Origin of the sequence: Muribaculum gordoncarteri, assembly GCF_004803695.1 — a bacterium.
Classification (GTDB): domain Bacteria; phylum Bacteroidota; class Bacteroidia; order Bacteroidales; family Muribaculaceae; genus Muribaculum; species Muribaculum gordoncarteri.
In genome coordinates this window covers 1-23314 of record NZ_CP039394.1, presented here as the reverse complement: position 1 = coordinate 23314, position 23314 = coordinate 1, and the positions used below count along the sequence as shown (strand labels likewise).

The following is a 23314-nucleotide window of genomic DNA, read 5'->3' as shown; positions in this document are numbered from 1 at the left end:
CCACATGATAACGCTCCATTTCAATAACAAGACTCTAAAAATCTACGAGGACGATAGTTCTTACCGCTACCGTGCCCTTGGAGAGAAGACCACTCTAACACTCAAATTTTCGATGCCGGAATTTATCGAAATCCCGGTCGGAGCTTGGTGCGAGTATCAAGGCGAAGTCTATACGCTCAACAAGCCGGAGAACTTCAAGAAAAGCGGAACTCGTAGGCTTGAATACACTCTGACGCTTGGCGACCCATCCGAATTGCTCGGCGAATACAAAATGCGCAACACAGTAGACCACCGCTTGAAGTGGTCGTTGTGCGCAAAGCCTCACGAGTTTATTGAGATAATCGTTGCGAATCTCAATCAACGCGCCGGAGGTGGCTGGAGTGTGGGCGAATGTATTGACGTGACCGAAAAGACGGTTGAGTTTAATCATTCATATTGCGATGCAGCGTTACAGAGTGTGGCAGAAGTGTTTAACACGGAGTTTGAAATCATAGGTAAGGTGATTCATCTTCGTAAAGTAGAATACTTCAAGAATGACCCACTGCCGCTTGGCTACGGCAAAGGCAACGGATTCAAACCGGGTGTCGGACGCTCGACCGACAGCGGACAAGTGCCGGTCAAGAGGCTCTACGTTCAAGGCGGCTCACGAAATATAGACCGCTCCAAGTATGGTGCGCCGGACTTATTGCTCCCGAAAGGTCAGACGCTCGAATATGAGGGGCGTGTCTATAAAGCCGACAGTGACGGTTACTTCATAGAACGCTACGACATAATATCTTCAGCACGCAAAGAGGATAGCTTCGATTGTTCGGAAATATACCCCTCTCGTGTCGGCGAAGTTACTTCAGTCGTGACAGTCGATGCAAATAAGAATTGGTATGACTTTGTGGATAACACGATACCGAGCAATCTTAACTTCAACGACTATCTGATTGAGGGCGAAACAGCTACAATCATCTTTCAAAGCGGAATGCTTGCCGGAGATGAAAAGCAGTTTGAATTTAAGTACGACCACGATAAGCGGCGTTTTGAACTCAAACCGCAAGAGATAGACGGCATTACAATGCCGAATGCGTCTTACATTCCACAAGTCGGCGATAAGTACGCTGTCTTCGGAATCATGCTGCCTAACGAATACATACGCAACGATGCCGACAAATCCGGCGCATCTTGGGAGATGTTCAGAGAAGCGGCGCGATACTTGTACGAGAACGAAGACCCGAAATTTACTTTTAGCGGAGAGCTTCAGTCGCTCTACACTAAAAAGAATTGGTTGCGCATCGGCGGCCGTCTTAAAATCGGAAGCTATATACTCTTTACTGACGAACAGTTTGCAAAAGACGGCGTGCCTATCCGAATCGTAGGCATAAAAGAAAATCTATCATCTCCATATTCGCCAATCATCACTATCTCAAACGAATCTCGCGGAACAAGTGTAAGCTCAAAACTGAAAGAGATAGACCAAAACGAAGTGAAGATTGATGAAGCTCACGGCGATGCGATACGATTCACAAAACGCAGATTCCGCGATGCAACCGAAACGATGTCGATGCTTGAAGATGCCTTGCTCGACAACTTCACGAACTCAATAAATCCAATAGCAGTCCGAACAATGCAGATGCTTGTCGGAGACGAGAGTTTGCAGTTCCGTTTCGTTCAGAGCCGGACTTCACTTGTCGCGGTCGGATTCAATATCACTTACAATGACACGACAAAACAATTAAGCTGCCCTCACGGATATTTACAACATCTGACACTCGGAATCAACACACTTGCACCGTCCCATACCCCGAATGAATATCTTATTTGGGAGATGAACGGCTATCAGTCGCCACAACTTACTGACGGCTCTAAACAGTACTATCTGTATGCAAGAGTGCATCGTACTAACACCTCGGCTGTAGGCTCATTCCTATTGTCGCCTACGGCAATCGCGATGAAGCAAGAAGCAAATTATTATCACTTGCTCGTAGGCGTGCTGAACAGCGAATATGACGGAGAGCGCAGTTTCGCTACCCTATACGGTTTCACAGAGATATTGCCAGGGCGCGTGACAACGGACAAAGTTGTGTCGGCTGACGGCAACAGTTTCTTTGATATGCTTGCTAACGCATTCAAGCTCGGCAACAAGCTCCGTTTCAACATCAACGGCGACAATAAGCTCATTCTTAACGGAACGATGGTGCAAAGCGAGAGTGGAGATGAATTTCCGGTGCCTTGCTATCGCGGTGTTTGGAACTCTCAAACAACGTATTACAAAGGCGACCTCGTTTCATACAATGACGGTAGAGGCACTTCAATGTATGTTTGTATTGCTCCATCTTATTGTACCGGACGCGTGCCCGGCGGCGATGACAATGCTTATTGGTCGTTGTACGCATCTCAAGGTACAAACGGCGATTGGAGCAAGCTCATATATCGCTATTCAATCAACAGACCGACTACGCCGGAGGGCAATTCGCCTGCCGGTTGGAGTGACACGCCCGACAAAGACACTATCACTTTCAATCACGGCTCAACTTTCACGTACAAGGACGGCTATCGCGTTTCTCCGGCTACTGCCGATGGCAATCTCTCGAAAAACCGAATCAGCTTCACGACCCGGACTGCAAATCAGACTATCGCGATAGAGCTTGTAGTTTCATCTGAAGAAAACTATGACTTCGGCATTCTCGGCATACTTGATGATGCCGGAATGACCCGCACGACCAACTATGCCGCAAGAATCAGCGGCAAAAAGTCTGAAGTCTTTTATGTGAATGTGCCAACGCCCGGAAGCCATTTTGTTGAAGTCGGCTATGCGAAAGACTCATCAACCTCGCAGAATGAAGATTGCGTGAAATATCGAATCTTGACAGTTGAAAATTGTTGGGTGTCGGTAGGTCGTTTCAACGGTATGTCGAAAAATGTTGGAGCGTGGAGCGTGCCGGTGCCGTTCTCAATCGACACAACCGACACGGAGCGCATATATTTGTTATCAGACAGCGACACCGTGCCGGGTACTCCATACAGTGACCCACATATTGACGATTATGTGCCACCACTGACAAACAACGAGTATGCCGCTGATAAATCTTATAGTGTCGGTGCGTTGGTAAGATACAATAACCGGTATTATAAGGCTATCAAAGCAAGCAGCAGCGGCAATGCTCATAACCCCAGCGATTCAACGTATTGGACGGTCGTAAACTCTTGGACTGACAATCCGAGCGGTGTAACATATACGCATCAGTACGAATTTGAATCAGTCCGATACAAGCGTGACGGCGTTTGGGGTGCATTCTCAACGCCGACACTATGGCTACGATATGCCCTCAACGGCGACTTCACGGAATACCGATACGCAGTCAACGGCTCAAAGGCAAGTGCGCCGGCACTTGCCTCAAAGAATCGTAACCCAAGCGGTTGGAGCGTAGGACAGCCGACACTCGGAACGCTTCAGTATATGTGGCGCACGTTTGCCAAAATATCGGGCGAAACAAACGAATTACTCTCTGATTGGAGTAGCCCGGTGCGGGTAACGCCCTATGACGGTGTTGACGGTAAGCCAGGCAAAGACGGCAAAAGCCCCGTATTGGTTTTCTGCGGCAAGTATGACAACACGAAGACATATTACGGCAATGAACATAGATTAGACGCAGTAAAATACGGCAACGAGTATTATATTGCAAGGATTGATGCCGGAACATTCTCCGGCGTGACTCCCGACAGTACCTCAAAATGGAACTCGTTTGGTGCTTCATTCGAGAGCATTGCGACTAACTTGTTGTTAGCCGAGGGCGCGAACATTGGCGATTGGTTTATCAAAGCCGGTCAGATAGTTTCAACGCTCGATGACACAGCAGCAAACCGAATACTCCTGCAAGTCGGTCGATATGTCGGCTCAACATTCATCTATGAGCCTAAAATCATTCTTGAAACCGATACTTCGAGCGGCGACCATATCATGCCCGGAGAATCGAGCAGAGGCGCAGTGGTAACATTAGACGCAACGAGCGGCCTTGTCGAAACTCGCTCAAAGCAGAATTACGATGTTAGCTATATGTCGCCGTCCGGCATATTTGCTAACAGAGCCGGAACGGAAGCAATGTCAGCTACAACCGGGCGAACATTCCGCGCTTCACTTGTCGGACTTGGTTTTGCCAATGTTGATAAGAGCGAATGGAACATTGATAAACTCAGCACTCTTGTCATGGGCGTTTATGGCAGCGCACAAAACTCCGGGACTGCAATGGCTGTCGGAGGATTCTTTGATAAGCTCTATGCGCACGGACTGATACTGCACCGCCGAGCAGTCAGCGGTAGTAATCAAACTGTGTACCTAAGCTATAATCACACTATCGTAGTTGGTTATACTTCCGACCAAGCGACTGTATATCTCCCCTCCAACCCTTACGAGGGGCAAGTGATATTCGTTAAACAATGGTGGACTGGCAGCATGAGATTTAAGCCTCGTTCCGGGCATCATATCTACGATGATGCAACCGAAAATGATTACTACGATTTTTCCGAAGGGCAAGGCGGAATGTTCGTCTTCTCTATCGGATATGTGACTTCCGGAAATACTACAACTAAAAAAGAGTCGTGGCTTGTGTCACGATGGAAATACTAATCAATATGACAGAATACGGATATATCGAAAATGGATATTTGAGGGCGATTGAGTTGACCCCCCAAATCTACAAGCGTAAACAAGAAGACGGAACAGTCGCGAGTGTAGAAGTTTCCATTGAAGAGCAAATCGCGGCACTCCCGGATATTTGGAAGCCGGTAGAACCGATTGACGAAAGTCAAATGATAGCCGACGATGAAGATTGCATCGTCGTGCCAATACCATACGATGCCGGAGATTGTATCAAATATCGCTACGAGCGGAAATTTGATACCCAAAAGGTACGCAAGCAGATTCAAGACCTAAAAGACAATCTCGCCGCGACTGACTACCGCGTGACTAAATGTTATGAAGCATCTTTGCTCGGCGACACACTGCCCTATGACATAGCGCAGTTGCATTCAGAAAGGCAGACTGTACGAGATAGAATCAACGAGCTTGAAGCGTTGTTGTAGAGCGAGTAAAAAATTTTACCCAAAATAGTACCTATTAAGTATTATTTTCCTATCTTTGCGGTAAAATCAGTTTATCACAACTCCAATGGAACATCACTCTCTACACGAAGCCATGCAGGCGTTGCTCTCATCGCTCTTTTGTGACTTCTACGACACAATGCAAGGGTGGTTGTACGCAGCGATAGCATTCATATTGGCAGACCTTCGATTCGGCATATTAGCCGCGAAAAAACGTGGAGATGAAATAAGAGGCTCACGTATGCGCCGCCGCACTATGAACAAAGTACTCGATTACTCGTGTTGGATGTTTGTCGCCTACACGTGTCGCAATTCATTCGGTGCGCTATTCGGCGTGCCGGTCGTATCTGCCGCAATAGTAATGTACGTGTACCTCAACGAACTTGCAAGCATAGGAAACAACTATGCAGACTACAAAGGGCTTAAAAAAAAGTTGAACTTTTGGAAGCTCGTACCCGGACGGCATGACATTGAACGTGCCTTAGAAGATGTTGAACCCAAAAGCACAGTTAAAGATGAAAGTGTTAATACTTGACAACGGACACGGAAAGAACACGCCCGGAAAATGCAGCCCCGACAAGAGAATACTTGAATACGAGTGGGCGCGTGATATGGTGCGCCGTATTGCAGAGAAAGCGTGTTTAGCTGGAATCCATACCGAAATTGTTGTGCCGGAAGAATCAGACATACCGCTAAGGGAGCGTGTGCGCAGAGTAAATGCGTTGTGCGCCAAATACGGAACACAGAATTGCGCATTAATCTCGGTGCATATCAACGCTGCCGGAAACGAAGGGAAGTGGCTCAATGCGCGTGGATGGACCGGGTGGGTTGCTCCCAAATCATCGCAGAAGTCGAAGACTCTTGCACGATTGCTATACATTGAAGCAAGCCGAGCCGGATTGCAGGGCAATCGACTGCCCTCATCATCGTGCTATTGGGTAGGAAACTTCGCAATCGTGCGTGACACAAAATGCCCGGCGGTGCTTACCGAGAATCTATTTCAAGACAACAAAGATGATGTTGAATATCTCGTAAGCGAGTCTGGCAAAGAAGCCATAGCCACGTTACACATTGACGCGATAAAAAAGTATTTCGAGAACAACTAAATCACGACTTATGACTAACAACCGCATCTTGCCGCTTTTAGTCGGCTTGCTGATTGCCGCAATGGCGGAATCGTGCGGCTCGGCTCGAAAAATCGTGCAAAGCTCCACCGAGCAGCACATCACAGCTTCACAGAGTGAAGACCGCCATGACGAGAGCCAAAGCAAAGAAGCCGTCAACCTCTCGCAGAACATTAACGAAACTACAAATGCCGTTATCGAGTTTACGAAAGTAGAATATAATGACGGTACTTGTGAAACTGACACTACGAAACGCGCCGGAGATACTGCAACTCCCAAGCCTCGCAACCGAGAGAGCAAGAAACCTCCCAATAATCACGGCGGCATAAAAGCAATTACCACCGGGCGCATCAACATTAACAATAATCGAAACGCCACGACCGACGCCGACATAGTGACTGAAGATAAATCACAGTCCGATGAAAGCATTGATTCCTCACGTGACGAAGACAACGGCACCGAAGTAAAATCTGACGAAAAGCCAATACGCGGAACACTCTACCACCTTTGCGCAATTACCGGCGCAATAGCCACGGTAATTTCGTTATGCGTCATAGTCCGCAGATTACGCCGCCGGTTATGTCATAAGGACTAACTCATTTTGTTTTGTTAATAATATATTGGATATTAGCCGCGTTGAGAAATGCGGCTAATGTTTGAAAACTCATAATTATTGACTACCTTTGTGGTCGATGATTTCTTTCAATCATCATTTGCGTTGAAGCACTCCGAATCGTGAATTTTCTCGGCTCGGAGTGCTTGTTTTTTACATTTTTGTTGTTATTTTGTGACTTTCAAAACGTATAAGAGATTATATTATATTATTACACAAATAGTTACCTTACATATACCCACATTCTGCATCGGAAAATGACGTAATTGTCACAATCCGTCACAATCCGTCACAATCCATTAGTACAGCGTGCTTTACGGCACGCTTTTTTCATGCCCTTACTGATGGATTCTAACGGATTCTGACCCCTTTTTCGCCCATTTTTGTATCCCGGTTGTATTTCGTCATCGACCGGGACCGAAAGCGCGAGATAAGTGATGGAGGATTTACACGTCAGTACACGTCGATACACGCCCATACACGCTTTTGGCGAAATAATTGGCGAAATAACCACTTATATAAAGCCAGTATGAGCAGTAACATTCAAATTGAAAAAGTCTGTCAGTGGTGCGGAAAAAACTTCATTGCCCGGACTACTCAGACTGCGTACTGTTCCAAACGATGCGCTGAACATGCCTATAAGGATAGAAAGCGCAAAGAGAAAATGGAACTGTGCAAAGAAGAGGTGCGTCGAGTTCAGACCGGGATGAAAGAAATTGACGAGAAAGAATTTCTCACTCCCCGTCAGGCAGCTCAGTATCTTGGTCTTTGCTATAAGACCTTTTACATCTATATCAATAAAGGTGTAATCAAGGCATGGAAACTCAACCGTAAGACCCTTGTCAAGCGAAGCGATATTGACACTCTATTCGCTGCGACGGAACGGACAACCATTGCACGAGAGGAAACTCCAATTTCTGAGTTTTACACTACACAGGAAGTTCTTGACAAATATCAGGTATCTAACGGCTGGTTTTGGAAAGTCTGTAAAGAAAAGAAAATCCCCAAGACCGTGTATCGTGGGAAAAACATGTGGAGCAAAGCCCATGTTGACCGGGCATTTGCAAAGAAACCAACTCCGGAGGGAATCACAGAGTGGTACACTGTTGCTGAAATCCAAGAGAAATTCGGGATGACACTATCAGCCATATACAACCTTGCTTCCAAGGAAGGAATTCCGAAAACTAAAGTCGGTAAAGAAGTACGCTATTCAAAGAATCATTTTGATGTGGCTAAAGGTGTGGCGGAACCTGAACCTCCGGCTGAATACACGATAGCAGAGGCTATGGTAAAGTTTGGCATGACCAGAGACCAGCTCTATCACTATGTCAAAACCTATAAGATAACCCGTACCAAGAGAGGCAAGTTTACCTATCTCTCCCGCAAAGAACTGGATGATTTGCTTGCGCCACCTACGATTTAGCCGAATCCGGCTATAGTGGCGCGATGGTGGCTGATTCCACCATGCAAACACTACCGAACTTTGCGTCAAACTTTTAACTCTTTCAAGATACAATGAATACCTGCACTAAAGTTTTCCTTCGTAAAAAGGAAATATCGGGCGACCGCATATCGCTCTACCTCGACTTCTATCCCCCAATCCGAAATCCTCACACCAACAGGCTCAGCCGCCGTGAGGGTCTGGGAATATATCTCTAGGGGCATCCGGCAAATGCCCGTGAACGAGAGTTCAACGCCTCCATGATGGAAAAGGCGGAGGCTATCCGTTGCCGTCGCTTCGAGCAGTTGCTCAACGAGCAGTTTGATTTTCTCGACAAGGAGAAACTGCGTATGGACTTCCTCGCCTACTTCAAGCAGAAGTGCCGTCAGAAATATCAGAAATGGGATTGCTTCTGCGCCATTTCACTATCTATTGTAAGGGCAAATGCACTTTCGGCGACCTTACTGTGGATTTCTGCAATGGCTTCCGCACATATCTTCTCTCCGCCCAGCGTCAGCGCAACAATGGCAAAGGGCCAATATCCCACAATTCTGCTGCGGGCTACTGGTCAACATTCCGCGCTCTGCTGAAAATCACCTATCAGGAGAAATATATCCGCGAAAATCTCAATGACTTTCTGGAAAAGATTGAGTGGAAGGAGGTCAAGAAGGAGTTTCTTACACTCGCAGAAGTCAAGCAGCTTGTCGCCACTCCCTGCAAGATACCCGTACTCAAACAAGCTGTGCTGTTCAGTTGCATGACAGGGCTACGAATCAGCGACATCCTGCAACTCTCATGGAAACATATCCAGATGGGTCAGGACGGAGGCTATCTAATCCGTCTCTGCACCGAGAAAACGGAAGAAGAAACGAATCTCCCAATCAGTGATGAAACACTGGCTCTGTGCGGAGAGCGTTCAGAAGGCCTTGTTTTCAATGGTCTGAAACGCCACATGGTCAACCATCCTCTGAAAGAGTGGATAAAGTCCGCGGGATTAACCCGACGCATCACTTTCCATGTGAGAAGACATATCAAATTTTCTTTCTTGCTAAAATTCAAGCACTTGCAAATTTTTGCAGCTTGACAGGTAACGATTTAGAAACCAGCGAAATTCTGTGTTTCACTTCGTTTTGCAGTAATTCAAAAGAACGCTTTTCCTAAATGCAAAGGTAATATTATTTTTTGAATAATAAACCTTTGCAGATAGTCAAATTCAATAAAATCGGCTATGGTTGCTTGAATTTATATTTAAGTCCATACTCTTCAAGTTTACTGTATAGTGCCGACCTGCTTATTCCCAACAGTTCGGCGGCAAGGCTCCGATTGCCGTTCGCTTGTTTCAACGCACGCATTATCCGTTCCTTATCCTCTGCATCATTGCGCAGGGCGAAACTGACGGGTGAGGTCGGTTTCGTCACGGCAAGTTCCAGATGCTCTTTCGTTACAACACCTTCTTGCGCCTGCAATACCGCACCCATGATTTTCTGCCGAAGTTCCCGCACGTTGCCCGGCCATGTGTGGATCAGCAATGCTTTACGGGCTTCGGGACTGAATCCGCCCACATTACACTCCAGTTCCTTGTTGGCAATCTCACGGAAGAACTCTGCCAACGGCATAATGTCTTCCTGACAGTCACGCAACGACGGCACGCTTATCACGAAGTCGTGCAGACGGTAGAGTAAATCCTGCCGGAAACGCTTTTCACTCACTGCCGCCTCCAGATCCTCGTTGGTGGCGGCGATGATGCGGACATTGAAACTTCTGTCCGAATTGTCACCGACCGGGCGATAACGTCTCTCTTGTATGGCACGGAGCAACATCTGTTGGGTTTCCAACGCGAGGTTGCCCACCTCGTCCAGAAACAACGTGCCACCTTCCGCTTCATGGAAATACCCTTTCTTGGTGCTGTCTGCACCTGTAAACGCTCCCTTGACGTGTCCGAAGAATGCCGACGGCGCAAGTTCTTTTGAGAGTGAACCGCAGTCAACCGCCACGAAGGGTTTGCCCGCACGTTTGCTCTTGTCGTGTAGGTAATGGGCGATATGCTCCTTGCCCGTGCCGTTCTCTCCGAATATCATCACACTCATATCGGTAGCGGCTACCAACCTTATGCGATGCATGATTTTCTGAAAGGCGGAACCTTCACGGACGAACACGGGCATACGGCGGTGTCCCATCTGACGCTCCTTCTGTATGGAACGGAGAAGTGGAATGAGTTTGTCCTCTATCAGTTTTTTAGGTATATAGTCTATCGAACCGAGTTTCATGCTCTCCACGGCAGTATGTACTTCGGCATAGTCGGTCATGATGATGAACGGCTGCATCTTTCCTTCCTTGCGCATCCAACGCAGCATGTCTATACCGTTGCCGTCAGGCAGGCGCAGGTCGGCAACTACTATGTCATTATCCGTTGCCTGTTGCAGATGTTTCTTCGCTGTCGATAGGTGGTAAGCTTTCACGGTATGGTAGCCCTCCCGTGCCAGCAGGTTGCAGACATATTCGCAATACACGATGTTGTCCTCCACCACGATTATTCTGGTCTTATCCATTTTCGTATTTTCTCCTTTCCTCTTTTGCCAGCCGGATTATTTCCGCGCCCTTATTCAATACTGCGGTAACAGCATGGCTTAACTCACTTTCTTCCGGTATAGCCTTTCCATGAAGCAATCCGTAAAGTTCCCTCAGCGGTTGGTCGGCACGGAGTACCTCCCACGAGCTACGCAAGTGGTGTGTCAAGGCATCAAGTTCTTGCAGGTCGTTTCGCGTTGCCGCATCCTGCATCAAGCGCATTTCCTTTTCAGTTTCCGTTATCAGTTTCTCCAGCATGACGGCCTCATTGCCGTATGACAGCAAGGTGGATAAGTCCGGCTTTCCGTCCAGAGTTTCTTTTATGCCGCACTTGTCCGAGACCTCCATCAGCTCCGATATGGAGAACGGCTTGAACAGGCATCCGGCAAAGCCTTTTGCCAAAAGTTCCTCCGCATCGCAACTGCCCGAAGCGGTTGCCACGACCACGGGGATTATCTATGAATTGCCCACGTTGGACGAACGCAGAAGTTCCAGCAACTCGAAACCGTTTATACCGGGCATATTCAAATCTGTCAGCAGCAGATTATATTCTTTCCGGCGTAGCATCTCCATCAGTTCCGCCGCATCGGTGCAAGTATCGCAGTGTATTCCCTCTTGGGCGTACATCTCTTTCTGCATCAGGAGCAACACCTCGTCATTGTCGATGGCGATGACATTGAGGTTTCTGTCTTTTCTGTGAATATACGTCTGTATTACTTGCTCCGGCACATCATCAGCTTTTTGCATCGGTATTTCCACCATGAAACGGCTTCCTTTCCCTTTTTCACTGTTCAGTCTGATTTTTCCATGAAGCATCGTCACGATATTATGAACGATGGCAAGTCCAAGTCCGAAACCGTCCTTTGCGGCGGCATTTGAGAGGCGTTCAAATGCGTCGAACACATGGTGCTGTTCCTCTTCGGTCATGCCCGTACCGGTGTCCTCGACGGTCAGTGTCAACACTCCGTTGGTATAGTCGGAAGTCAGTGACACACCACCTTTCTCTGTGAACTTGATGGCGTTTGACAGCAGGTTGTTACCGATTTGAACTATTCGCTCTTTGTCGGTCAATACAACAGCATCATTCCCGTTCTTCATGGTCAAGGACAGTCCCTTGTTCATGGCAACGGACATGAACTCCGTTTCAAGGATGTGCGTGATTGCTGAAATTCTGCAAGGTTGCATTTTGGGCTGTTCCTTGCCGTTATCCAAGCGGAAGAAGTCCAGCAGAGTGTTGAGCATAGCCCGCATACGGTCGGAGGATTGTTGTATGCTTTGAAGGAAATGCACATTGTTCCCATTGCTGCACTCTTTTTGCAACAGTTCGGCATAGCCTGTTATTGCCGTCAGCGGTGTACGCAACTCGTGGGTAATAGTATATACCGCTTTCTTTCGGGAGGTTATGAGTACCTCATTTTGTTGCACGGACTGTTCCAATTGCCCTATCAAATCCGTTGTCTGGCGTTTGTATCGTTTGATGCTCTTTGCATCATGGTGTATGATGATATAAGAAATGACCAACAGCAAAAGGACAAATCCCATCAAGCCGCCTATCTGCATAAATGATTTTTCACGCATGGCGGTTATCTCGGCTTCCCTGCTTTGTAAATCAGATTGTACCTTCTTTTCGATTTGGCAAATCAATCCTCGCAGTTGTCTGTTAAGTTCGGCATTACGAGCCGCAAGACTGTCGGCTTGTTCCGACAACCGACGGCTTTGTGCTTTCTGTTCGCTGACCATGTTTCTATCGGGAGAACGAAGCGTAGTCGTTGTTGTCAATGGCTTCGTTTTCTCTTTTTTACCGAATATGCCCAAGAATCCTTTGCGCTTCGGTTTCTTGGGCTGTTCCTGCACAATCTTCTGCACAATCACCGGTTCTTGGCTGGCTATCTTCCTGTTGATGGATTGTTGCTCATCCATTAACCGGACAATCTGGAATATCTGCCGTTCCTTATACTCCAAAAGACTGCGCACGCTGTCAACACGCTCAATTTTGTGAGTTACATTGAAACTGCATAATATACTGTCCAATGCAATACGTTGGGCATGGTAATTCTCCAAATCTGTTTCGTCCCAATCCAATATAGTTTCTCCCAACAAAGAGAACTCTATCAGTCGGATATGAATACGGTTTACATCCTTCCTGAATTCATTTATACGTCGATTGCCAACCTCCAATGCTTCCACTTCCTGCCATTCATGATGCCAAGTGTAGGCAATACATCCGATTAACAATGCAATAAGTGTATAGCCGAAAGCGACCGCTTTCTGAAGATGTTTCACTGTATGTTTACATCTATGATATTGACAGAAAAAAATTAATTATTTTGTTTTTCCAATTTTTGCAAATCCATTTGCATAGTTTCCTATAATATTGTGATTATCATCACAAATATATCCATTGAAGTAATATCCTATGAGTATTTTATTTTCGGTGAAAATATAGCCATTGGAATAGTTTCCAATCATTTTACCCTGGGTGTTAAATACATATCCATTTCGATAGGTAATCAGAGAAGTTTTATATGAGCATGAGTATAAGCATAAAACACTCAGAGTTAGCAACAATGTCCTCATATCATTTTTGAATTAGTATCTGAATCTTGATGTATCTATTCCTTTTATCTCCTTTTTCTTATATCCGCCAAAACAATAACTGAAATGCAAAGTAAATGAACGTGAATAAAATCCGCTGTTCATATCCAAGTGTTGCCCCTTAAAGCGGACTTTTGTTGCAGGCATTCCTGTATCAAATATGTCATTGCAACGGGCTGATAAACTCAATTTGTCATTTGCAAAATTCCATTTTAATCCGGCAGTGAGATTAAAAATAGATTCTATATCAAATGTCCCTTGTATGACAGGAGTCTGTACATTCCCTATCAACTCGAAAGATAAATTCTTGTTTACTTTAAACGTGTTATCCAATGTGCCGCTAAATACCCATTTCCTCCGATTGAAAGGAATGTCGAAAAAATCATCACAGCGTTGGTGCATTTGCATTCCGACTAAGGAGAATCGGGAATCCAGCCAGTTTCCTGCTTTAAAGGGTACTATGATATTTGCTCCCCATAGCTGCATATAGTTCCAGTTTGTATTTTTATAGATCAGTGCCAGCCTGTCGGTAGATTGATAGGCGGCTTGTGTGAAATAATCCGATGTATGCGTGAAAAACAGACTGAAAATATACTTCTTCATGAAGATATAACTTCCATTCAGATTATAATTCGTCATCGGCTTCAAATTCGGTGTACCCCACAATTCTGTATATCCATTAAGATAACTGACGGAAGACTGCATATCCCAATAACTTGGATAGGTTTTATCCGTAGATAATGACAATTGAAACAGATGTTCCGGTGTTTTAAAATAGGTCAATGATGCTTGTGGAAAGACTGCCCATTTATGATAATTGCCAATCGTATAATACTCTCCTGTAGCAGAAACGGATAAAGATGTACCTGTTGCATAGTTTTTGCTCAACGACACATAAAAACTGGCAGTTTGTTCTCTCAGATTGGAATATGTATTTTGTGTTTGAATGTCACCTGTCACTTTATCGTAAGTTTGGAAATCAAGATCTTTGGCAAATCGATAGGAAACTCCATAACCCAAATTCCATCCTTTGGATAAAGAGTGTTTCCCGTCTACATAAATAGAATAGCGGTCTATCTTTTGTCCGCCAACCATAGAGAAACTACTCTGATTTCCATTTTGATAATCAGTATGTAAACATTGATTATTATTGGAAGTATAATAGGTATAGTCACCTCCTATTTCAAGACCGAATCCTGAATGATATTGCAATGTGACATTGTGCATTTGATTGTCAATATATTTATCAACATTACCGGTTTGGTAATTGCCTGATGTCCGGCTGTTATTATATTGGTCAGGGGTATAACTACCTGTGTAGGCAATATTGATATTGTTTTTATCGTTGAAATTATATTCAAAAGCGGCTCTAAGGTCATGCTTCCAATACTTGCTGCGCAACTGTTCATTTTGTGTGATAGAATGGAGTTCTTCTTTTAGCGTATGCTTGGAATCAAGGTCTATGTACTCCATTTTTTTTTACGTTATTTACTCCATACATTACATCAAAAGCCATTTTAGGAGTTGACAACCGAAAGTTCCCGTTCATTCCCCCGTCATTGAAGTATTGGTTTTTATAGTCAGCACTTATCTCACCCTGAAAAGAGTAGTCGTTTGAACGCTTTAAAACAACATTAATAGCCGCGCCCCGTACATGATATTCAGGAGGCGCACTGTACATCACTTCCACTTTTTCCACACGATTAACCGGAGTATTGCGCAAAATCGTTTCAAGTTGTCCGGCATCCATTGTTGTTGGTTTGCCATTTAGAATAATCGTCAGTTTCCCGGCTCCTGCCAAAGTCAGTATTCCTCTCTCTTCTTGTACTCCCGGTATCTTTGTCAATGCTTCATAAGCATTGTTTACAAGTTGATTTTGGGTAAGGACAGCAAGATTATACCCTAAAAGTCCATTCTTCACTTTAACAAAAGGACGTTCTGCCTTTATAATAATTTCATCCAAAGCATAGTCTTTAGGTTGAAGTTGAATAGTTCCGACATCATTTCCCTTACCTGCCATTTGTTTGGTTTCATATAAAATGTGTTGTATTATCAAACGGTATTCTTCCTGTTGGCTATTAAAAACGAATATACCGTCAGTATTAGAGATGGATGCGGCTATATAGGTCGAATCCATCGCTTGCAGAATAATAGTCGCTCCGTCTATCGGTAGTTGTTCGGCATCTATTATTTTACCGCTAATCATTTGCCCATAAACAGTCGTTTGGGAGCAAACGAACGATAGGAAGAAAAATGTAAGTACTTTAATTTTGCGTAACTGCATCATACGAATTCAGTTGATTACAAGAAATCTATCAATCCAATATGTATTTCGGAATGGATACAAAGCTTATTATTCCTCTTATTCGATAGTCTGTATCAGGAACGGTCAATATCATAGTCATATCTATGGGAGCAGGTGATTTGGTCAAAGCATTGTTTATAAGCCTTTCCCAATCGACGCCTAAGTAGGCTTGAATGACTTGTAGCACGTACGAAGAACTGGCTTCTTCGCCATACAGTTCTATTTGGAAATCATAGAACTTCGACGCAGTAGTTCCAGCATCAGCGGGATTGTGTTTGTATAAGCGTAAGTTGGGAATAGCGTATTTAGTGGGTGCCGCACCTGTGTCGGCATTCTGCGTGATGAAGAACTCGTAACCGCTGTCTTTTAGTATAGGCTTGTTATATATGTTATCTTGGTCGAACAGATAGTAGTCCTGAGCTTGATTGTTCACTAAAAAGAGTGTGGTGCCTGCCGGCAATATCGGGTAGTTGCTGTCATTGATAACGTATGCAAGGTAGCAATCTGTTACTTTCACTTCAATAGTTTCTTTATCTCCTGTCACATTGTCTATAATGGACAGCATGGTACTTCCTTTCTGTTTTCCGAACAAAGAGACAACACCTCCCGGCTTGTCTGCATATAACTTGCCATTATAAGTGGCTTGCAAAATATTTTCATCTTCTATCGCCAAACTAATATCCCCACTACCATTTGTTATGTAGATGCTGTTAGTTTCTTGTCCTAATCTTACCTCATAGTAAGTATCTCCAAGACAGAACGGAGTAATCGCTTCATTTTCGTTATTATCATCACTGCAACTTGTCAGTGACCATATGCTTAGCAGCAATGCTATATGCCAGAATTTAAGTTGGTTCATATTACTTTTTTTGGTTGTTATAATCAGTGCAAAGTTACGGGCATTAAACGAAACAACTCTCAAACTAAGTTGAGAGTTGCACAGAAGGGTATTTTTTCGGAGATGCTATTTCTCTCCAAAAGTAATCTCCTTGCGAATACGGCTAAGATATGTTGGCGTTATTTGCAGATAAGATGCCAATTCTTTAAGTGTGATGTTTTGCAGTATATCAGGGCAACACCTTAATAAATGGATATAATGTTCCTTTGCAGACAGACGATACATATTCAGAAAACTATCGTATGCCTGAATGAAAAATCCGTCCGATATAGCACTATGCAGCTTAGGTTCTTTCTCGAATAGTTCATCCACAATGTTTCGGTTACATACATAAACTTCAGAATCCTTTGCCGCTATAATATCTGCTGCAACAGGAGTATTCATCACCAGACTTGAATAATCACCTATCGGAGTATCACAAAATGAAAATCCGGTAATATGAATATTACCCTCTGAGTCTATCACAGAATACTTGAAATATCCGTGTTTAATGAATCCCCATACACATTTTGTGGTTTCTCCACGATGAAGAAAATATTCACCTTTTTTGTATGAGCGTAACTTACCCTCTTTGGTGCATAGTTCGCGCCAAAAGTTCAAATCAATTTTATCTATATAGAGATTGAATTTATCCATATAATAGTCTGTATGACATCTATTTGCAAAGGTAGTGATTTTATTTCAAACTATCTATAACATAACATGTAAATGAAGCCATTCAGACTACAATTCACTCTAAATGGCTTCTTGGGACTATTAAAATTTTACATTTTCATTCCTATCGGTCGGTTCTCATCCTTGACATACAGCCCCGGACGCACGATTGTGACATGGTCGGCAATGAAATTGCCCGTGGGAATTCGTTCACTTGCCGGACTGCTTATCAAAGGAGCATTATGCCATGGAATCGTCCCATCTTTGTTGCCACTTAGCCTCCATCTCCCTCGAAAGCTCCACAATCTCCCGGCTCAGTTTCACGAGGTCGATGGTACACTTCTCCAGCTTGTAGAGCAACACCATCGCCTTTTTCTCCGAAAAGTGGATGCGCAGCTCTTTAACGACCTGATTGTAGTTCGTGCCTATGCAGCGGAACTGGACATGGAAATCCGACAGCTTGGTGTAGTAGTCCAGCATCGTCTTGTCCACCTTCAGCACCTTGAACTTCTGTCCGAAGAAGTGCGCTTTTAGAAAGACTGCTTTCGCATACACGTTCGATTCCTCGTACATCGTCAGGAACCTGTTCCATTCCACATCGTCGAAGCGCACCATCACGCAGTGCGTCTTCGGGTTCAACTTGGGATTTCTCCCGTACTTAGTCTTCTTTTTCATACTTCTTAATTCTTTTAATTTTATGGCTTGTCTATTGCTTAATCTTTGATTAAAGAACCCCGAAATTATCCGACTGCGGAGGATAATTCTGCCCACGGCGGTGAAGGCATTTTCAGTTACTTAGAATTATTCGGGTAACTGAAAATATACCTTATCTAATTTTATTGTTTATAACTGTGCTGATATACAGTGTTATACAAAATTGATGGTGTACTCGTGGTGTACTAATTAGTTGGAGAAATCAAAAAACGGATGTCCGATTTTGGGATATTTAAGGGTTGTTAGTTATATTTAATTCGATTCTTTTTCTCATAGTCGCAGTAGATTTGAGGCTCTGAACGGCTGTTCATTGAGAAAAAATCGCTAATTTTGCAGTCGGATTGACACAGGTCATTCCACTACATTTTGGAAACGAAGCATTATGTTTATCTTATGGTAGGAAACCTGAGAAACTTTCAACCGAGCAGAGAAAGCATAGTGGTTCTCACGCATATAGCGTGGGCTGCTACTGTTATATCTGCTCACAGGCTTTCTCAGGGCCTCCTATCAAGACGTGACATAGTTGCTCACGCTTCTTGTAGGGTAAATTATTAACCGAATGATTATGCGTAAAGTAATACTATCTTCGTTGTTTCTTATTCCTCTTTTGGGATATTCTCAAACAGAAATTCCGGATAGCATAGAGGGAAAAGAACTTAATGAGGTCGTTGTGGAGGCTTCTAATCAGCGGACTTCATCAACATCTTCCACTTACATTCCGATGTCGCGGCAAAAGAATACAGCTTCGGATGCTATATCGCTGTTGAGTCAGATGGCAATACCCCAGCTCAATGTTGACCCTGCAAGTCAAAATGTAAAGACTGTTTCGGGTCAGGCCGTTTCAATATTTATAGACTATGTCGCTGCCTCTGCTCAAGATTTGAGCGGAATGCGCACAACTGATGTAAAGAAGGTCGAATATCTCATTTATCCCACTGACCCGCGATTCAGAGGGGCGCAATATGTCATAAATTTCGTAATGCAGAAATATGAATGGGGTGGCTATACAAAACTTAGTGCAGACAAATGGTTTGGCGTCAATCGCTCGGAGGCCTCGGTTTATTCAAAATTTTCCTACAAGCGAATGACCTTTGACCTCTATGCGGATGAAATTTATCTGACAAACCGACACACAGGGACACAGTCAACCGAAACTTTTCGTTTCCCGGATTTATATGGTAAGGGGCCGCAGACCGTTGAGAGAGTTTCCATTCCCGCTGCTCTCCGTTACCGAAACAATAGCAATGACATAACGTTTCGTGCATTATATAATACAGACAAGACACAAATCTCCAATACGCTGTCGTTGGCATTCACCTCTATACCGCGTAATGATGCCACAACATCACTGACATATGCAAATGATTTCTTACCCGGTTCGACAGCTAAGTCAGTCGCCTCAAGCAATAACTTCAGTCTTAATTATAATTTTGAGATTTATCGCTCCTTCGGCGAGAAATTGGGTATGAACATAGAATCACGTTATAATTACGACCATAACACATCAAATTCGGATTACACAGACAATGATTTCCGTATTATCAATGATGCGAAAGAGGATATGCACTATGTGAGTGCCACGCCATGCCTCGTATGGAATCCCAATAATCATAACAGTTTGATGCCGTATATGCACGCTGAATATTCGACAACCAAAATAAATTATTTTGGGAATTCGCCGTCGCATCAGGATTACGACATCTGGGGATATATGGCAGGCGTGAAATACACTTATCAGCAAAGCCAATGGTCTGCGGGCGGTCTTGTGGGCTGGGTATATGCTGACGTAGATCTATCAGGCACACGAATAAAAGACAATTATCCACAAGGAAACGTTTTCGGCACATATTCTCCCAACGATAAGAATCAGGTTGAAATCACATACGCTTTTGGCAAGCAGGTTCCCGATACTTACCAAAAGAGCCCTAATATGCTTCAGCAGGATGAATTGATGTGGTATGCCGGAACTCCCGGACTTGACAACTATTGGAATCATAGGGCCGATGCTACATATACATGGCTTCCGAACAATAAATGGCAACTTTCTCTGAATGGGGCTTATTTCATAGCAGACAACCGTGTAACCTCTATTTATACTCCCACAGCTCCGAATGGCACGATGTTGCGGCAATATCTCAACGATGGTAATTTCAGCTGGACTACGGTAACGGCAAACGCCACTGCTAAATTTCTCGGAGGCAAACTAATTGCACGGGTTAGTCCCATGTACACGCACTATTCCACGACAGGCGAATACGCGCAAAAGATGGACGGACTACAATGCACGGCACAACTCACATGGTATTTCGGCAATTTTTACCTTTTTGGATGGTATATACCACTCCACGGAAAGACCTCAGCCAGACATCCGGAATAAAGGATAGGACACCATCACGATACCAGCTTCAAATTGGATATGGCAAAGGGGCTTGGAGAGCATCTGCGACAGCTTACAATTTTCTTCGTTCAAGCTGGGAATCATCCCGTGAGACACTAACCAGCCAATACTATCAGTTTGACAGACGCACATATGGAACAGCGCAGCATATGCGTTTCCAATTCTCTGTAACTTATACTTTCGGATACGGTAAAAAGATACAACGGGGTAATGAAGTCAGTGGCTCTGGTACTGGACAGAGTGCAATTCTTAAATGAAGGAGCTGATTTGAATTAACCATTATAGAGCCACTGAGAAAATTTGACTGTTCTCAGTGGCTCTTGTAATGTGTACGGTTGTTTATCTTATTCCGAAGCCTCGCTTTATGGTCTGTGTCAGCCGTTGCCATTGGTCTTTGAGCCATTGGAATATCCGGGTGCCATTGACATGGAGATGGAATTTGTTGTCCGTGGGGTCTCGCTTGATTTGTACCTTTGCCCCCGAAGCGTCCACCTCTCTCCGCTGGAACGGATAATAGAGTGTCGTGCCTGACTTTAAGACATATTCATTCATTGAGAGAAGCCCCTTTATGGAGTTGTCATTCAATCCCACGTCCTGACATTCCTCTATCGCCGGAAGCATGGCAACCGCATCGGGAAAGAACTTGACGAAGTTACCAATCTTCCATTCATAGCTGCGGACGGTGTCTGCCTCATGTTCTTTCTGCCGTCTCAGGCTATCCGATAGATTGGATATCTCACGGTGTAAATCCCGCTCCCGCGCCTCTGCACGGTCTTTCATCTCGCTGATTTCATTATCCTTTCTGACAATCTCGGCTTCAAGTCTCTTGGTCTTGCTCCCGGTGAATATATTGGCGATGTTGCTGCCGAGTTCCTTGCGTTGCGCATCCCGCTCGGCTTTCGCCTCGTCGCGCTCACGGATGGCGTTTCGGGCTTCTTTTCTCGCCTCATCAGTCTGTGCCTCGTATGCCTTTTTCTCGGCGGTCAGCCTGTCGGTATCCTCTGCAAGTCCTTTCCGTTGCTCCGCAAGTCTGACGGATTCCTCCGACAGTCCAGCGTTGGTGTCGGCAAGCGATTTGTTTTCGGCGGCGAGAGAAGAATTAGCCTCGGTCAACCGAGTGTTTTCGGAATAAAGTTCGTTGTTCTGCTGCCGTATTTCCTCGTTGACCTGCGTGAGCATTTTCTTCCGGGTGTCAAGGGCGGTTGTCCGGCACTCAAGGCTCTCCACCTTGCTCTCAAGAGATTTTTTCTCTTTGTCGAGCTTTCTTTTCTCAATGGAGAGATTGCCGATGTCTTCTTCAAGACCTTTCTTCTTCACCATGCAGTCGCGGTAATATTCGTGCTGCCCGATGTGGCGCGCCTCGGAACCACGGATACCACGCTCCAGACCGTATTTCGCCATAGCCTCGGCATAGATGTCCTGATAGCGGCTCATCTTTCCGCGCTCCATTATGTCGTCGGCGCACAGCCTCGGACGGTTGGCGGCTTTTGTGCGGTAACGCTTCTTTGCTGTCGCCTCCCTCGCTTTCTTCTTTCTCTCGGCGGTCACTATCGGAACGACGGCGATGTGAAGATGCGGAGTGCGCTCGTCCATGTGCAGTGCGGCTCCGACAACATTGTCGCCGCCGAATGTGTCGCGCGCCCACTTTATGTTGTCGGCAATCCACTCGTCGAGCTTGCCGCTGTCGATGATTTTCTGCATACCTTCGTTGTCGGAGGTCATAACCAAGTTGAGGCACCGAACCTGCCTGTCGGAGATTTTGCGGGTAATCCCTGCATTGGATATACGGTGTTCGACAGCCGCCGCAAGCCCGGTTATCCCGTCGGGATATTCGACCAGATTGTAGCGGTTGAGATGCGTCCTCGCCAGGTCCGCGTTTTCGGGATGGGCGGTGCGCTCGATATGCTTGGCTATCGAGTTCAGTGACGAGTTCGCCTTGATGATGTGTAACACTGCGTAGCTCATAGGCGGACGAGTTTAAGTTGCGGAGCAATCGGAGTGTACGGCTTTCTGTTAAGCCGTTCCGGGGTTTCCAAAGGGGTTGACCTCTTTGGCATATTGGGGACATTTTCAGCGTATCGGAACGATATGCGGCTCGGAAAATTCCCTAATATGCTAAGGAATTTCCGGATGGCGTAATTTCCGTGCCGCCACTGCACGGATGGTACTGCACTGCCATAGCAGTGATGCACCGCTATAACCACTGCACTGAATGCAATGGTTTCTTCAATGAAAAAAGAATGTTTCACGGGATTTCAGTTTTGGATTTACCCCCTGGCACTTTCGGCATTTTGGCATAAAGGGGATGCCTCGGCATATCCGTCAGAAATGCCAAAGTGCCAAAAATGCCAAGGGGTGGATAGGTTATAACTTGGTGTAATTTCCGTGGGTGTTGCGGATGAAAAGCACTCCCTTTCTGTCTCTGAGAAACCTCTTGAAACTGCGCTCAGGCATACCGCATTTCCCGGCGATCGCCACACCCTCTGCGGTAGTGAAGCCGTCGGGAAGCTCCGAGAGAACCGAGAGCTGCATCTCAGTCAGGGCATCCTCGCTGATGATGCCCTGCACCTTTGAGGCACTTATGCGAAAATACTCCGCAAGACGTATCGCCCTCTCCACCGTATCCACCTCTATCATTTTCTTTTCACTGCCGCACGCCCAGTCGGAGAGGGCCAGCAAGAGAGAAAAGCGGATAGCGTAGATTTCGAGTTTGCTTGCTATGGAGGTAAGGGTATCGCTGCCGTCAGCGTTGCAACGGTCGGTCTGCTCGTTCTGCCACTGATAGAGGCGGTCAAGAGCGTCCGATGAAAAAGGAACATCCTCGGATATTATTTCACCGTCTGCATCCACCTTGGGAACAATGTCGATAAGCCGGGAAAGGATGCCGCGCCACTCTGCCGCGATGTCAAAAGAAGGCAT

Annotated in this window: 14 protein-coding genes and 3 pseudogenes; 8 read left to right on the top strand and 9 right to left on the bottom strand. The window is 45.4% G+C overall.

The genetic code is table 11. The features are described from left to right. Positions 1-4 precede the first annotated feature (4 nt). The 7 genes and pseudogenes from E7746_RS14500 (at position 5) to E7746_RS14470 (ending at position 9424) form a co-directional block, all read left to right on the top strand. Entirely contained in the window at positions 5-4612 is a 4608-nt protein-coding gene (locus tag E7746_RS14500) for a hypothetical protein (RefSeq protein WP_135472862.1), read from the top strand. 5 nt (positions 4613-4617) lie between these two features. Then, positions 4618-5067, top strand: a complete 450-nt coding sequence (locus E7746_RS14495) for a hypothetical protein (RefSeq protein WP_136411376.1) — start codon at positions 4618-4620, stop codon at positions 5065-5067. A gap of 85 nt (positions 5068-5152) precedes the next feature. Further along, entirely contained in the window at positions 5153-5620 is a 468-nt protein-coding gene (locus E7746_RS14490) for a phage holin family protein (RefSeq protein WP_135472860.1), read from the top strand. Further along, on the top strand, positions 5601-6191 hold the full coding sequence (locus E7746_RS14485) for an N-acetylmuramoyl-L-alanine amidase (RefSeq protein ID WP_135472859.1): 591 nt from the start codon (positions 5601-5603) through the stop codon (positions 6189-6191). Before E7746_RS14490 ends, E7746_RS14485 begins: the two co-directional genes overlap by 20 nt. Before the next feature lie 10 nt (positions 6192-6201). Then, positions 6202-6804: a hypothetical protein gene (locus tag E7746_RS14480; RefSeq protein WP_136411375.1), complete on the top strand. Its 603-nt coding sequence runs from the start codon at positions 6202-6204 to the stop codon at positions 6802-6804. Between the two features lie 547 nt (positions 6805-7351). After that, a complete protein-coding gene (locus E7746_RS14475) occupies positions 7352-8245 on the top strand; it encodes a helix-turn-helix domain-containing protein (protein ID WP_136410603.1) in 894 nt (297 codons plus the stop codon). 92 nt (positions 8246-8337) lie between these two features. Further along, positions 8338-9424 (top strand): annotated as a pseudogene (locus E7746_RS14470) (tyrosine-type recombinase/integrase). Positions 9425-9489: 65 nt separating this feature from the next. Here E7746_RS14470 and E7746_RS14465 read toward each other — a convergent pair. From E7746_RS14465 to mobA, 7 genes and pseudogenes are all read right to left on the bottom strand, one after another. Further along, on the bottom strand, positions 9490-10812 hold the full coding sequence (locus E7746_RS14465) for a sigma-54-dependent transcriptional regulator (RefSeq protein ID WP_027201744.1): 1323 nt from the start codon (positions 10810-10812) through the stop codon (positions 9490-9492). Then, positions 10805-13114 (bottom strand): annotated as a pseudogene (locus E7746_RS14460) (hybrid sensor histidine kinase/response regulator). Before E7746_RS14460 ends, E7746_RS14465 begins: the two are co-directional and overlap by 8 nt. Before the next feature lie 39 nt (positions 13115-13153). Then, positions 13154-13300, bottom strand: coding sequence for a hypothetical protein (locus E7746_RS15155; RefSeq protein WP_157517392.1), 147 nt, complete (start codon positions 13298-13300; stop codon positions 13154-13156). 120 nt (positions 13301-13420) lie between these two features. Next, positions 13421-15713: pseudogene (locus tag E7746_RS14455) on the bottom strand (TonB-dependent receptor domain-containing protein). 28 nt (positions 15714-15741) lie between these two features. Continuing rightward, positions 15742-16590: a hypothetical protein gene (locus E7746_RS14450; RefSeq protein ID WP_027201741.1), complete on the bottom strand. Its 849-nt coding sequence runs from the start codon at positions 16588-16590 to the stop codon at positions 15742-15744. Between the two features lie 105 nt (positions 16591-16695). Continuing rightward, positions 16696-17265 (bottom strand): Crp/Fnr family transcriptional regulator, encoded by a 570-nt coding sequence (locus tag E7746_RS14445; protein WP_027201740.1) that lies wholly within the window; start codon positions 17263-17265, stop codon positions 16696-16698. Positions 17266-17523: 258 nt separating this feature from the next. After that, positions 17524-17958 (bottom strand): conjugal transfer protein MobA, encoded by a 435-nt coding sequence (gene mobA / locus E7746_RS14440; RefSeq protein WP_121737300.1) that lies wholly within the window; start codon positions 17956-17958, stop codon positions 17524-17526. 604 nt (positions 17959-18562) lie between these two features. On the opposite strand from mobA, the gene E7746_RS14430 reads away from it, so the two are divergent. After that, positions 18563-20374 carry a TonB-dependent receptor gene (locus tag E7746_RS14430; RefSeq protein WP_136411374.1) on the top strand — a complete coding sequence of 604 codons (1812 nt, stop codon included), beginning with the start codon at positions 18563-18565 and terminating at the stop codon, positions 20372-20374. A 360-nt stretch (positions 20375-20734) separates the two neighbouring features. Here the strand turns inward: E7746_RS14430 and mobV are convergent, their stop codons facing one another. Together mobV and E7746_RS14420 are read right to left on the bottom strand one after the other, a co-directional pair. Beyond that, the gene (gene mobV, locus E7746_RS14425; protein WP_136410605.1) at positions 20735-22360 is read right to left on the bottom strand and encodes a MobV family relaxase; all 1626 of its coding nucleotides are present in this window, start codon (positions 22358-22360) and stop codon (positions 20735-20737) included. Positions 22361-22759: 399 nt separating this feature from the next. After that, positions 22760-23314 (bottom strand): DUF3987 domain-containing protein (locus tag E7746_RS14420; protein ID WP_136411373.1); only part of this gene is annotated, 555 nt, incomplete at its 5' end.